Source organism: Edaphobacter sp. (assembly GCF_028283685.1).
Lineage (GTDB): Bacteria > Acidobacteriota > Terriglobia > Terriglobales > Acidobacteriaceae > Edaphobacter.
The window spans coordinates 81,399-96,298 of record NZ_JAPWKF010000004.1 but is presented as its reverse complement, the minus strand read 5'-3'; the positions used below and the strand labels follow the sequence as shown (position 1 = coordinate 96,298).

Sequence of the window (14,900 nt, the reverse complement as noted above, 5' to 3'; positions counted from 1 at the left end):
AAACATCAATGTGCGACTTTGTTGAAGATCCAGAACAGCGATCCGCTCAGGAGTGCCGCTGCAGGCAGCGTAAACACCCAGGCCATCGCGATGTCCCGTATCGTTGACAACTGCAAACCACTGCGGTTTGCAGCCATCGTCCCGGCAACTCCCGACGACAGGACATGCGTCGTCGATACTGGCAGACCCAAACCGTCTGCCATACCAATGGTGATCATTGCCGTGATCTCGGCCGACGCTCCCTGCGCATACGTCAGGTGTGTCTTACCGATCTTCTCGCCGACAGTAATCACAATGCGCTTCCAACCCACCATCGTTCCAAGACCGAGAGCCAGGGCGACTGCAACCTTGACCCAGGTAGGAATGAATTTTGTCGACCGATCGAGAAAGCTCTTGTAGTTGGTTACTACTTTTTGATCGTCGTCACTAAACTTGGGACCGTACTTCGGAAGCATCCGGAAAGTCTCGCTGACCAGGTACATCTGATTGCGGACGTTCGCCTGCATTTCTTGCGGGACATTTCCGAGTGATCCATATCCCACAGCCTCGTTGCGGATGTCGTTCACCATCTCTTCAAGCGCGAGCATCGTGGCCGGCTCAAATTTATGGGTCGAGACAAAGCGCTCCAGCTCTGGACCAGCATCGGCAACAGTCGCAGCAGGTTCCACGTAATGACCGACGGTCCTGACAACCTGCTGCGAAACCGCAGCGAATGTCGTTACCGACCGCTTGTCGACAGCATGGTTCAAAGCGTAGGCCGTAGGTACCGTTCCTACGAGGATGAGCATAATTAAGCCCATGCCCTTCTGACCGTCGTTCGAGCCGTGAAAGAAGCTGACTCCCGTGCAAGTAAGAATCAGCAATGCGCGGATATAAAACGGCGGTGGCTCGGTGCCTTTCGGCGCTTCATAGAGACGCGGATCGCGCAACACCAGCTTGAAGAGGAAGAAAAGTGCCGCGGCCATGACGAAGCCGATCACCGGAGAAAGCAGCAACGCCTTGAAGACCTTGATGACCTGATCCCAGTCCACACCCGCCGTGCCGTCATGTCCCTGCATCACTTGATTCATGACACCGACTCCGAGAATGGAGCCGATCATGGTATGTGAACTGGAAGCAGGAAGACCGCGATACCACGTCGCGAGGTTCCATAAAATCGCCGCAGTCAGTAGGGCAAACACCATGGAGAAGCCCGAACCCTTGCTGACCTTGAGAATCAGTTCTACCGGCAGCAGAGAGACGATCGCGTAAGCCACCGCACCAGAGCTCGTCATCACACCGACAAAATTCCAGATGCCCGACCAGACAACCGCCACGTGCGGCTCCAACGAGTGGGTGTAGATAACGGTCGCAACGGCGTTTGCCGTGTCATGGAATCCGTTCACGAACTCAAAGCCTAGCGCGATCATCAACGCGATGCCGAGCAGAACAAACGGATAGATACTCGTGGGGTGAACGAGCGATAGATCATTGGTCAGCTTGAAACCAATGTAGATCAGTCCCAACACCAGCATGACACCGAAGACCAGCGTACCGATCTTTGCGCCTTTAGACTTCTTGAGCTTTTCGTCGAGGATCGAGGTCGATACAGGTGTCGTCGTTGCCATATGAATGCCGCCGTGAGCAAATCGTTAGGAGATGCTCCTACGTTAGTTCTGCCAACGAACATTCAGGATGAATTATCGATAAAAACAGGCTTCATTACTGGCCAAATCCGATTTAAGCTCACTCGAAAGTTGCGATCCAGTCATCAAATTTATCGATTATTAATAGAAGCAAAACAAGGAAGCAGAGGGTGCCAGATTGCGTCACGAAAAGCGAGGGAGCTTGGCGTTTGGCATATCTCATGCCCACGTCCCAAGCTCCATGCGATATCCGTTGGTTCTAGCTATGACCCTTCATGTCGCCTCTTGAGGTAAAGACGCGAACGAGTGTGGCCGAAAACATGATGAGCGCAATCAGCACCAGCGCTCCAGCCCATGCGAGACGATGCCACTCATCGTAGGGCGAAACAGCGTAGATGTAGATCTGCAGCGGCAGTGCGGCGATCGGCTCGCTCAGCTTCATGCTCCAGAACTGATTACCGAAGGCTGTAAACAGCAGCGGTGCGGTCTCGCCGGCCACACGGGCAAAAGCAAGCATGCATCCGGTGATGATGCCCGGCGACGCAGTCCGCAACACAACCGAGAGAGTGGTTCGCCATCGCGGGATTCCCAGGCCCAGAGCAGCTTCGCGTACAGCACCAGGTACTGTTGCCAGCATCTCCTCCGTCGTTCGTGTCACCGTCGGCACCATCATGAAAGCCAGGGCAAGACCACCCGCCAGAGCGGAGAAATGATGCTGACGCACTACGATCAATGAGTATGCGGCAATGCCCATCACGATCGACGGAACACCGTTGAGAACATCTGCCGTAAAGCGAACGATGTTGGCAAACACGGTGCCGCGACCATACTCCGACAGATAGACACCTGCACCGATACCAATCGGGATACCGATCACGCTCGCTACCGCCAGAACAATTCCCGATCCGACGATGGCATTTGCCATGCCTCCACCTTCTTCTCCGACAGGATGTGGAGGCTGAGTGAAGAAAGCCAGATTCAGTGAGCTGAAGCCTTTGTAAAGGAGGTAAACGAGGATCGCGACCAGGGGAGCCAACACCAGCAGCGTCGCCAACACAGACAACCCTGTAACTGCGAGGTCAATGACATGACGAATCTGCAATGACATCTTGCCCGGTCGTCGCGGAGACTGCGGAGGATCAATCAGAGGCAAAGAAGGGTTCGCCATTATGTCGACCTCGCCGGTGCGCCACGCGTCACAGCCCAGATAAGCAACCGCGCCACTGCATTCACGAGGATGGTGACCACGAAGAGAGCCAGGCCAATCTCAATCAGCGAACTCAGGTAGAGATCACCGGTCGCTTCGGAAAACTCATTGGCAATGACGCTGGCCAGTGTGCTCGCCGGTGCAAAGAACGACTTGTGAATCTCAGCGTGGTTGCCAATCAGCATGGTCACGGCCATGGTCTCGCCCAGGGCACGGCCTAATCCGAGGATCACAGCGCCCACGATGCCAATGCGAGCGTTACGCAACACACCAGTGCGGATCATCTCCCAGCGCGTTGCTCCGAGCGCCAGCACACCCTCGCGCTGGCTGACCGGGACCGCACGCATCACATCGCGCGTGAGTGACGAGATGATGGGAAGAATCATGATGGCAAGAATCAGGCTCGCCGTCAGCATGCCCACACCGATATTGAGGCCGGTAAAGAATCCCGTCCACCCGAGATACTTCTCCAGCACTGGACCAACGTGATCTCGCACCAGCGGAACAAGAACAAAGATGCCCCAAAGACCGTAGATCACGCTTGGAATCGCAGCCAGCAACTCGGTGAGGAAGGAGATGGGTGCCCGCAAAAACTTCGGGCAAAGCTCGGTGACGAAGATCGCCACACCGATTGCCAGGGGTACGGCAATCAGCAACGCCAGAAACGACGAGACCAGCGTGCCATAGATAAATGGATACGCGCCAAACAGGCCGCTGACAGGGTCCCAGTCCTCACTTCTAAAGAAGGACATACCGAAGGTATGCCGACTGAGAGCCGAACGCTGAAAGAGAACGATCACGATAGCGACGACGATTGCGAAGATGCTCAGCGCGCAGGCGACGACCAAACCAAAGAAGGCTCCATCCGCAATCTTTCCGTTGCCGCGCTTCTCCAGATAGATCCGCATCGGAGAAGGAGTGCGCGGTTCCCCGGCGCCAGCAGGAGCAACTCCCTCTCGCTGAGGTTCTGGCACGACAACCGCAGGCGGACCGAATTTGATGTCTTTATCGGAAATCATAAAATCTGGGATGTCCTTCACCGGAGCGAGGACCTGACCGGAACAGCTCAGTAAGACCTTTGTATCAAATTCACAGTGCCCATGGGGGACAGCTATGGGTGCGCACGACGAGAATGCTGATCGCGCGCACCCGTTTCATGACCTACTGGATAGTATTGATCGTCGCCTTGATGCGCGTCTGCAGCGCAGCGGGGAGCGGGGCATAGCTAAGCGAAGAAGCTTCTCCCTCGCCATGCTCCAGCATCCACTCCAGGAAGCCCTTGATCGCCTTGCTCTTATTGGGATCAGTCGCATGAACCGGAACCAGAAGCCAGGTGAACGAGGAGATGGGATAGGCAGTCGCACCCGGAGCATTGGTAATGGATACGCGATAGTCCGCCGGAATATTCTTCACGCTGGCCGCAGCATCAGTCACACCCTGCGTGCTCGCCTTTACAAAGTGGCCCGCCGCGTTCTTCACGGTACCGAAGGCCATCTTGTTCTGCAGCGCATAGATCAACTCAACATAGCCGATCGAGTGCGGCGTCTGGCGAACCATGCCGGCAACGCCTTCGTTGCCCTTCTGGCCAATGCCCGTCGGCCACTTGACCGAGGTGCCCTTACCCACGCTGCTCTGCCAGTTATTGCTGACCTTGCTCAGAAAATCGGTGTAGATATAGGTCGTGCCGCTGCCATCAGCGCGATAGACCGGTACGATGGAGTCCGCAGGAAGGTTCACTCCAGGATTGTCCTTCGCGATGCGAGGGTCGTTCCACTTGGTGATCTGGCCAAGATAAATTCCCGCAAGTACATCACCCGAAAAGTTCAGTTCCTTGTTCACACCGGGAAGGTTATACACAGGAACCACCGCGCCAAGCACAGTCGGAATATGCATCGTCTTGACCTTGGCCGAATTAATCTGCTCGTCCGACATCGGACCGTCTGTCGCACCAAAATCTACCGTGCCATCCGAAACCTGGCGAATACCACCACCCGAACCGATGGGCTGATAGTTAATCTTGACTCCGCCCTTTTGCTGGCTGAACTCGTAAAACCACTTGGAATAGATCGGATTAGGGAACGTCGCTCCAGCTCCATTCAGACTCTGTGCACCACAACTCGCCAAGGTGGCCACGGCAAGAAAACCGGCGGCAAATACTTTCATCATTTGGGGTGAAATCCTCCATCGGACTGGTGCGCCCGAAAGCGCACACTCATCTGATTTTCAATCCGCCATGTTACGCCGCGATAAATTTATATTTAGCGATAAGAATCAACTGTTTACGAGGAATAAATTTAACGGAAATCAAGCCGGAAATGCTTTTGGCTGGACGCTGCGCCGCTCAAAACGAGAAATATGAGGTGAAATACACCGTCCTGTTTCCCGGGGAAGACAACGCAAAGGCTCCTGTCGGAGGCGCCAGTTGCTGCCCGAACAGCGGCGAACTCAACACGCCATTCGGAGGCGCAAGGTTCACCATGTTGAGGATGTTCGTCGCGCCAGCGATAACGGTCAGCGTATACCGCGGAACTGGCTTTGGTGCTGCGCCAGGCTTTACCGGCCCCCCAGAAGGGCGTTCGCCAAAGTTAAACACCCGGTTGAGCGTGACATGCACCGTAGCACTTGTCGGAGAGGTTCCCAGGCCATAAGGCACGATGCGCTCACCCTTACCGGTCGGATTAATGTCGAGGCAGCCGTAGGATGTCCGGATAACATCTGCTGCGCCGCACAGACCGTACGTCGGCCGTGCGTTCGACTGGTTATTTCCAGTCAGATCATTGCCGATCGTAATGTTGTAGGGCCGACCTGTCTCCACACTCGTGATCGCAGTCAGGTTGATGCGGAAAGGACCTTTATAGGTCATCATCGCCTGTAGCTGATGAGCTGGAGCGAAGCTCGCACGGCCGTAGTCCAGTGACGGAATACGCGCCACCGATGGGAAATAATTCACCCCCTGCGTGTCCGCCGTCGCGTGATTATAGGTATACACAGCATGCAGAAAAAGTCTCCGGTAAGTTGTATCCGACGTAACGATCAGCTGATGCTGCCGGAAGTCGCCACCCGACTGAAACTGATAGTTATACGTCGAGGGAGCCGTTCCGCTGATCGTGTACGTCGCCGGATCGAAGAAGGGCGCATTCACGTTATTCGTGTAGTACTGGTGGACGCCACGAGTGTAAAGATAGTTCACGTTGACCGAACCCAGCTTGCCGAGGCTCCGATCCACTCCAACCGCAGCCTGCACATTGCGTGAGATTCTGAAGCTCGGATCTAGCGTATAGATCGAACGCTGCGAGGCAGGCGCACTCTCGAGCAACTCCGCAGGCACAGGCTGATTCGGGTCGTAAAAACTCGGATTTCGAACGACATAGTTCTGCTGAAGAATTCCGTCGTTGTGAATCGTCTGGATCTGCATCGCCTGCGTGACACGGGTATAGAAGACACCGCCCGCCGCACGAAGGACCGTTTTCGGTGCAGTCTTACCTGTAGCGCCTGGAGACCAGGCGATCGCCAGGCGCGGTGCCCAGTTGATGTGATCGTGCACGCGGTTTTGCCCTTCCATGCGCAACCCGTAGCTCACATTCAACGATGGCTTCCACCGCCACTCATCCTGAAAGAAAAGCGCTCCATCCAACTGCAGCAATCTAGCAAGCGGGTTTGTAATTACGGTCGCAGTGTAGAGATAGGGCGAAGGCGTAGCTGCGTGGTAATCCGCTAGCGACTGAAACTGGTAGTTCCCATTAGAACCCGCATTCGAATAATCCGCGACACGATAACTACGCAGCAATACGCCCGCCCGCATCACATGTTTTCCGGCCGTCAGCGTTACATAATCATGCAGCTCGACGTTGTCCTGGTGGTTGCTGGTATGTCCCGAAGCACTTCCGCCCGAAACAAAGGAACCTTGTACGGTCACTGCGGGCCGCGTGCTCTCCGGAGTTTGATCCGTACGAATCCTCCACCAGCGCGCGCTCAGCTCGTTCAGCATTCTTGCACTGAGAGCAACCGTATCCTTCGCCTGCAACATATTCTCCAGGTCCGTACTGCTGTAGGCCTGCTCGGGAAGATTAAGCCCGCCTGTGCCAGCACCTGTGCGGCGCGTCCGGAATAACACCCATTGCGCCTGCAGGATGTGCTTGCCAAGCTGATCATCGAAACGCCCATAGCTTTGCGTCGTCGAATAAGGTGCCGGTATCGCCTGACTTAGTGTTTGCGGAATGGCGGACGTATCGTTGGGATCAACCGCACGTAGAAAGTTCTGATTCTGTCGTTGCCAGTACTGCATGGCGAAAAAATAAGAGGAATTCTTCGTAATCGCGCCCGCAACGTCACCCGCCACCGAGTAGTACTGATAACTGGGTTGCACTGTCGCGAGAGGATTGGACGTGTTCAATGCGGAGTTCAAATATGACCCGCGTAGATGGCCGCCGAACTTCACAGCTCCAGGCTTGGTGATGATGTCGATGCGTCCATAACCGATCCGGTCGTTCTCCGCAGAGAATGGATTCTGATTGACTCGCACCTCCAGAATCGAGCTCTTCGGCGGCAGCTGGCCCCCCGTGTATCCATCGATATAAAGCTGCCCGCCATCGGGACCGGCAGCGGGACCGGCAAGTGACTGCAGCTCCGTTTGCAAAGCATCCGGATCGTCTGCCAGAGCATCCAGCTGACTGCCCTTGATCACTGTGGTATTCGTATTTTCTTCCGAGTTCAAACTGACGCCGCTCGTCTCCGTCGTCACCGTGACCTGCTCTTCGGATGCAACTCGGAGATGAACATCGATGCGCCTGGCAGTACCCTCGTCTATCGCAATGTCGGTCACACTGTACTTCGCGAAACCCGACGCATCGACCTCCAGATCGTAAGAACCACCCCGCAGCTCCGGAAACATATACGCGCCCGCTGCATCGCTGCTGCCCTCGCTCAGCTTTTCGTGGTTATGCAGCAAGGTAAGATGGGCATCCGGAACGACAGCCCCGGTGCCGTCCGTCACAGATCCCTCTAAACGGCCCAGGGTTTGCGACACTCCTATATGAGCCCACAAGAAACAGACAGCTAGTATCCACTTACGCTTCATCGTTAAAATCCCTCTTTTAAGACAGCGGATCCCTACAGCACTCGAAGAGCACTTCATTCCATCGGTAAGACGAATCTATGAATCTCTACACAGAATCTGCATCGGCTGCAGTGTTGCTGCATGCAACGCAGGTATTCCTCCCGCACTGAACGTCATCACCACCAACAGGCAGATCGCACCAACAATGTCGCTCATCGCAACGGGCCGCTGAAACTGCAGATAGTGAGTCGACAGGTAGGCGACCACTCCCAGAGAGACTCCCCCCATCACCAGACCTGCAGTGACCAACTGGGCCATCTCGCGAAAGACAATGCCCGCTGCATGCAGTGGCGTCGCTCCCAATGCCACACGGATCGCAATCTCCGGGATGCTCTGCCGGACTCGCATCAGCAGCAGACTCAGGGTCGCCGCACTGCACAGCAGCAGGGACACGCCTCCGAAGAATACGGTCGAATACGAAAGGAGCCGCTCCTTTCCGAGCGCGTCATTCAACTGCCGTTCCATCGGCAGAAAACGCTGGTATCCAGTCTCAGGAGCAACCTGGGACAAGGCATCCAGGTAAGCCTTTTCAATGTCCTCCTCATGCTCTCCCCGCACCAAAAACACCATGTTGTTGGTCCACCCACCATGGCGTATCGACCTGGTCGTTATTGGAAGAAAGAGAATCGGCGATGGCGTTTCATGGATATCGGCATACTTCGCCGACTGAACCACGCCAACCACTTCACAGGTTGTGTTGATCTCGCTGAAAAAACTAACCCGCACTCGACGCGCGATCGTTTGTTCGGGATTCGTATTGAAGATCTTTTTCGCGGCAAGCTCATTGACGATGCACCGGTCTTCATCCTGGTCTTGCTCCGTAAACTCACGCCCGGCAAGGAGCTTCGTCTGCAGCGTCGCAAAGTAGCGTGGCCCGATCTGATTGAACGATACGTCTTTGATTGTTCGGCTATCAGGCAGCGACACGTTGATCTTCGGATCGACCGTCGTCAACTGCGTGATCCAGGTAACCGTTGCCGATTCGATCTCGCCCTGTGCGTTGAGCCTATGCAGCATCTGCCGATACAGCCCCATGATCTCTTCCGGAGATCGCTGAATCTCCTGAAACTGCGCGCAGATCTCCGTAATATGCTTCGGGTTGTAGCCCAGATTCTGCTCCGAGATCCTGTGCAGATCTCTCCAGTAAAAACTCGCCGTAGCCAGAAGAAAAAACGTTACGGCAATCTGTGCTGCCAGCAGCATCCTGCTCGCGATCGCGGGTGATCGCCTCATGCTCGACTTGGCATTCAAAACAGCGCCGGGGTCCGCATTCTTTGCGAAGATAGCAGGCACGGCACCGACGATCGCCGCACCGACCAGCGCAAAGATTCCCGCGCTGGCCAGTAATCTCCAATCCGGATGAACCGTGACGATCTCACCTGCGCCAGGCTTTGTCAGAAAATCGGAGAACAGATGGGTCACCGCAAATGTCATCGGAATCGCCAGCAGAGTTCCTCCAATAGCGATGATGACTGCCTCCATCAGGCATTGCTGAATAAGGTGACCGCGATTCGCCCCTAGAGCGACGCGAACCGCGAACTCGTGGGCACGCTCCAGCCTTCTTGCCAACTGCAGTCCGGCGACATTGATGCAACAAAAAGCCAGGACACCAGCCATCAGTATCTGGAGCAGCGTGAGCGTGCGGCCGTAATCGCCAAGCACCGCTACTCCATGACTCGCGCTGGATAGCTGCAAACCCATGCCATTCAGGAAGGGTCTTCGCGTAAGAAACGGCTGAAGCATTCGCTGCAAAGGAATCGCCGATACCGCCTGCAAATGAGCGTTGGCCTCCTGCATCGTGACGCCGTAGCGAAGTCGGGCGACTGTCGTCGTCACAAAAAGGTCACGGTCATCCAGCGGCTTGTCTCCGCCAAGGGCTCCCTGCGCTGACAGAAACGTAATCGGCAGATACATTTGCGTCGCAACATTCGGAGTGATGCCCTCAAAACCCTGCGGCGTCACTCCAACAATCTGTACCGGCTGGCCGGAGACGACAAGGCGTTGTCCAATGGCCTCCGCAGAACGATGGTACTTCTCCGTCCAGAAGCTGTAGCTCAGCACAACAGGCCATACTTCAAGATGCGGTTTCGTATCTTCCGGCTTCAGCAAGCGACCCGCCGCAGCTTCAACCCCCAGCATTCCGAGCGCATTTCCTGTCACCAGCATGGCGTTGAGACTGCGTTGCTGATTGTTTTCATCCGGCACCATGACAAGGTCATGGTGCCATGCTGAAAGATCTTCGAGATCCGACGGCCACGACTGAAGGTCAGAGAGAAACGGATACGGCAGCGGTATCGGGTGCTCTTGAAACTGAGGACTACTCAACGAGACAAAGACAAGACCGTCCGGATCACGCACCGGAAGTTTCCGAAAGACCGCCTGGTTCAGACCGGCAAAGATCGCCGTATTGGCGCCGATCCCAAGACTAAGAATCAGAATCGCCGCGACTAGAAAGATCGGCTGTCTCTTCAGTTGCAGCATGGCAAAACGAAAATTCGTCGCCAGCTGGCTGAAACGGTTCGTCCAAACTTCTTCGGCCCGGTCCTGCAGCAAGGCTCTATTGCCAAAGGAACGACGCGCTGCCCGCAATGCCTCCTCGGGAGACATTCCCTCAGCTTCGAGCGCCTCTGCCTTCTCCAGAAGATGGCACTCCATCTCCTCGGCAAGCTCCTCCGCTGTCGACCGCTGTTTGCTCCACCACGTCATCCGCAATGCCCTCACTTGGCGAGAACCAGCTGAATGCCCTTCAACATCGCTTCGAACTTCGAGGTCTCTTCCACCAGATGCTTTCGGCCATCCGCCGTGATGCTGTACGTCCGCACTCGTCGATTGGTCGAAGAGGTCTGCCACTCGGCATGAAGCCACCCTGCCTTCAGCATCCTCTGCAGCGCAGGGTAGAGAGAACCCTCTTCCACATTCAAAAGCTCGTCGGAGGTGTACTGGATGTGCTGGACCAGGGCATAGCCATGCATCGGCCTGAGTTGCAGCGAACGAAGCACCATCATCTCCAGTGCCCCGGGAAAGAGATCGCGTGATTTCTGCATGAGAACGTCCTAGCCTCGTTTGCGACAGGCATAGAGTAAATAGGTATACATTCCAAAGTCAACTGGCACGGTAAAACTGGCAAAATCAATTGACCTCTGCTCCCGCAAGATCCGTTCTGTCGCAATTGTTCTGGTCTGCTTACTTCATCCGGAACCAATCGACGTAGCCGTACTCTCCCGTGACGGACAGACTTTGCGCGAAGAGCCCGACCCGGCGCCTATCCAGCCACCCAGCTTCATCTCGAGGACGCCGGAAGCTTCCTGGAAGCCCCGCTGCTCGCCTTGAGCGCTCGAAACTATCTATTGCAAACGCTCCACTTCTTTCGCACGCACATGTCCGTCTTGCCGAATCCCCAACCAATCATGTACCGTTTTTCGCTGCCGCCTGAACGGCAATTCATTCGTCGTCTGGCCGCGCGGCAGCGCTGAGAGCGCTGGAAAGGTGAATCAGGATTATGGCAACTGCAACGACTCCGCATATTGAACCCGGACAGTACGGCTACGCGGTCCCGTTCCGCAAGCGTTACGGAAATTTCATCGGCGGCGAATGGGTCGATCCTCTTTCCGGACAATACTTCGACAATGTCACGCCGATCACAGGCAAGGCATTCTGCGAAATACCGCGATCCAACGCAGCCGACATCGAACGTGCGCTCGACGCCGCACACAAGGCCAAGACGGCATGGGGCAAGACCTCCACAACAGAACGCGCCCGCGTCCTCGAAAAGATCGCACAGCGTATCGACGATAATCTTGAGCTGCTTGCAACAGCGGAAACCTGGGACAACGGTAAGCCGATCCGCGAGACGATGGCCGCGGATATTCCTCTCTGCGCGGATCACTTCCGCTACTTCGCAGGAGCCATCCGCGCGCAGGAAGGCGGCATCTCCGAGATCGACGGCGACACCATCGCCTATCACTATCACGAGCCGCTCGGTGTCGTCGGGCAGATCATTCCATGGAACTTCCCTCTATTAATGGCGACATGGAAGCTCGCTCCTGCGCTGGCTGCGGGAAACTGCGTCGTGCTCAAGCCTGCCGAACAAACGCCTGCGTCCATCCTTGTTCTGCTCGAGATCATCGGTGATCTTCTGCCTCCGGGCGTACTGAACGTCGTCAACGGCTTTGGTGTTGAAGCCGGTAAACCACTGGCATCCAATCCGCGCATCAACAAGATTGCATTCACGGGCGAGACCACCACGGGACGCCTGATCATGCAGTACGCCTCGCAGACACTGATTCCAGTAACGCTGGAGCTTGGTGGCAAATCGCCAAACATCTTCTTCTCCGACGTTCTGCGTGAAGACGATTCTTATGTCGACAAGGCTATTGAGGGCATGGTGCTCTTCGCCTTCAACCAAGGCGAGGTCTGCACCTGTCCCTCGCGCGCTCTCATTCATGAGTCCATCTACGATCAGTTTATGGAGAGGGCGCTGGCTCGCATCAAGGCGATCAAGCGCGGCAATCCGCTGGACAAGGAGACGATGATCGGCGCTCAGGCCTCCGAAGAGCAGCAGCACAAGATTCTCTCGTACCTCGACATTGGCAGGCAGGAGGGTGCGGAGGTTCTGATCGGCGGACAGGCATCAAAGCTTGACGGCGATCTCGCAGGCGGCTTCTACATCGAGCCCACCGTCTTCAAGGGCAACAACAAGATGCGCATCTTCCAGGAGGAGATCTTCGGACCAGTGCTCTCGGTGACCACCTTCAAGGATGACGACGAGGCGCTCGCCATCGCCAACGATACGCTCTACGGTCTCGGCGCCGGCGTATGGACGCGCGACCTGAACCGCGCCTACCGCTTTGGGCGCGAGATCCAGGCCGGCCGCGTATGGACGAACTGCTACCACATGTACCCCGCGCACGCAGCCTTCGGCGGCTATAAGCAGTCAGGCATCGGACGCGAAAATCACAAGATGATGCTGGACCACTATCAGCAGACGAAGAACCAGCTGATCAGCTACAGCACCAAGCCACTGGGATTTTTCTAGATCACCGGAAGGGTTTCGCCCGTGATAAGCAACGAAGTGCAGTCAGTACCGCTGCAGGTGACCGCAACCGAAGATGCTCTGAGCTTGATCGACAAGCTCAGAGCAAAACATGGTGACGTCATGTTCCACCAGTCAGGGGGCTGCTGCGACGGCAGCTCCCCGATGTGCTATCCGCTGGGCGAGTTCATGACCGGCGACCAGGATGTGCTGTTGGGAACGGTAGGAGACGCGCCTTTCTACATCGGACGCGCGCAGTTTGAGTACTGGAAGCACACGCAGATTATTCTCGATGTAGTCCCCGGTCGAGGAGGCATTGTTCTCCCTCGAAGGACCGGAGGGTATTCGCTTTCTTACACGATCACGCGTCTTTACCGACGAAGAGATTCAGGCGCTCCGCCAGTCGGGACGCATTTCCAGCTAACACTACAACACCATCGTCAAAGCGCCCGCTGACCAGCGATCGCACAGCCACGATCGCGCAGTTCCTTCTCCACGCTCAGTGCAACCGAGAGAAGATGCGCGTCACCTCCGCCTCGAGCGGAGAGCATCAGGCCAACAGGTGCATCACCCGGCATGTGGCACGGCACCGATATGGAACAACCATCGAGGAAGTTAATCAGCGAAGGATTGCGCAGCATCGCGGCGTTCGCATCGAAGTAAGCCTCATCACTCGTCTCCAGATCGGCGATGCGCGGAGCCACGCGTGGCACCGTCGGCATCAGCCACGCGTCGACATCGGCGAACGCCTCTTCCGCTTCAGTGATAATTCTTACGCGCTCCCTGGCAAGCGTCGCGTAGTCAGCATCAGAGATCTCTTTCCCACGCAGAATCCGGGTCGACACACGAGGATCGTAACGGTCGGCAGCCCGCTCAAGGAGTATGCGATGCCACCGGTAGGCCTCATAGCCGGAGAATCCTCCGTTGCGGTTCAACACCGGAATATCCGCCAGCGAGGCGAGCCGCACCTCCGTAAGAGTAGCCCCCGCCTCCGACAACATGGTAAGCGCCGCCTGGAAACACGATGCGACGTAAGGCTCCATTCCGTCCAGTACATAACCTTGCAGAATTCCGAAGCGCAAACCAGCAAGAGGAAGCTCCGTTAGCACATAGCGATCGCCGGAGAGAACCTGGTCGACCATGGCACAGCAGCTGACCGTCGGTGCGATCGGGCCAATGGAGTCGAGCGTTGTAGAGAGCGGAAGCACTCCTGCAGTAGACACGCGGCGTGCCGTCGGCTTGAAGCCGGTCAAGCCACACAGCGCCGCCGGAATGCGAATGGATCCACCAGTATCGGAACCAATCGCCGCCACCGCCATACCGTCACTGACCGAAACAGCAGCACCCGATGAAGAGCCTCCGGGGATGCGCCCCTCGCTTCGTGCATAGGGAGAGCGCGGCGTGCCGTAGTGAGGATTAAGCCCAAGGCCTGAGAAGGCAAACTCCGTCATGTTCGTTCGCCCAACCAGAACTGCTCCGGCATCCTTCAAGCGCGTGACAACCTCCGCGTCCTGCATTGCGGGTGCAGCATCATCGAGCACAACGGACCCTGCGCGTGTCGTCTCACCGCGAACATCAAAGAGATCCTTGATCGAGATCGGCAGGCCGCGCAGAGGGAGCTTATCGGTGACAGGCAGGTAGTCGGCGGCCTCGGCTGCGTCTCGCGCCATCGACGTATAGATCTTTGTAAAGACACGCGCGCCTTCGCCCCGGGGATCGGACGCCGCCTTAAGACACTGGTCGATCAACTTCCTGCTGCTTAGACGACCATCATCCAGGGCCTCGCGGTACGACTGCAACGCATGGGCTGGAGAGACTGTTGCTTCCATGATTCAAACTCTACATGCTGCCCCGCGCCCATCAGCGAAAATGTTCTTTCGTCTCTCGATCGATGTCTTGCAGTAAGAAGCAGAGTAAGGA

The 14,900-nt window shown here is 56.3% G+C and carries 10 protein-coding genes; 2 read left to right on the top strand and 8 right to left on the bottom strand.

From position 1 onward, the window contains the following. Window positions 1-5: 5 nt before the first annotated feature. The 7 genes from PW789_RS05380 to PW789_RS05350 all read right to left on the bottom strand — a co-directional run bounded on the left by PW789_RS05380 (window position 6) and on the right by PW789_RS05350 (window position 10,992). On the bottom strand, window positions 6-1,607 hold the full coding sequence (locus PW789_RS05380) for an inorganic phosphate transporter (protein ID WP_299372563.1): 1,602 nt from the start codon (window positions 1,605-1,607) through the stop codon (window positions 6-8). A gap of 277 nt (window positions 1,608-1,884) precedes the next feature. Further along, window positions 1,885-2,733: a phosphate ABC transporter permease PstA gene (pstA, locus tag PW789_RS05375; RefSeq protein ID WP_299372560.1), complete on the bottom strand. Its 849-nt coding sequence runs from the start codon at window positions 2,731-2,733 to the stop codon at window positions 1,885-1,887. A 59-nt stretch (window positions 2,734-2,792) separates the two neighbouring features. Next, window positions 2,793-3,851, bottom strand: coding sequence for a phosphate ABC transporter permease subunit PstC (gene pstC, locus PW789_RS05370; protein ID WP_299372557.1), 1,059 nt, complete (start codon window positions 3,849-3,851; stop codon window positions 2,793-2,795). A gap of 142 nt (window positions 3,852-3,993) precedes the next feature. Then, entirely contained in the window at window positions 3,994-4,998 is a 1,005-nt protein-coding gene (gene pstS / locus PW789_RS05365) for a phosphate ABC transporter substrate-binding protein PstS (protein WP_299372554.1), read from the bottom strand. Between the two features lie 175 nt (window positions 4,999-5,173). Beyond that, on the bottom strand, window positions 5,174-7,825 hold the full coding sequence (locus tag PW789_RS05360; protein ID WP_299372551.1) for a TonB-dependent receptor: 2,652 nt from the start codon (window positions 7,823-7,825) through the stop codon (window positions 5,174-5,176). A 159-nt stretch (window positions 7,826-7,984) separates the two neighbouring features. After that, window positions 7,985-10,654 (bottom strand): ABC transporter permease, encoded by a 2,670-nt coding sequence (locus tag PW789_RS05355; protein WP_299372548.1) that lies wholly within the window; start codon window positions 10,652-10,654, stop codon window positions 7,985-7,987. An 11-nt stretch (window positions 10,655-10,665) separates the two neighbouring features. Beyond that, window positions 10,666-10,992, bottom strand: coding sequence for a PadR family transcriptional regulator (locus PW789_RS05350; RefSeq protein ID WP_299372546.1), 327 nt, complete (start codon window positions 10,990-10,992; stop codon window positions 10,666-10,668). Window positions 10,993-11,447: 455 nt separating this feature from the next. Between PW789_RS05350 and adh the strand changes: the two genes are divergently transcribed. Both adh and PW789_RS05340 read left to right on the top strand, forming a co-directional pair. Then, window positions 11,448-12,983 carry an aldehyde dehydrogenase gene (adh, locus tag PW789_RS05345; protein WP_299372544.1) on the top strand — a complete coding sequence of 512 codons (1,536 nt, stop codon included), beginning with the start codon at window positions 11,448-11,450 and terminating at the stop codon, window positions 12,981-12,983. Window positions 12,984-13,103: 120 nt separating this feature from the next. Next, on the top strand, window positions 13,104-13,436 hold the full coding sequence (locus PW789_RS05340) for a DUF779 domain-containing protein (protein WP_299373515.1): 333 nt from the start codon (window positions 13,104-13,106) through the stop codon (window positions 13,434-13,436). On the opposite strand, the gene PW789_RS05335 is transcribed toward PW789_RS05340, so the two are convergent. Then, a complete protein-coding gene (locus PW789_RS05335; protein ID WP_299372542.1) occupies window positions 13,421-14,809 on the bottom strand; it encodes an amidase in 1,389 nt (462 codons plus the stop codon). The genes PW789_RS05340 and PW789_RS05335 overlap by 16 nt on opposite strands. Between the last annotated feature and the right edge of the window lie 91 nt (window positions 14,810-14,900).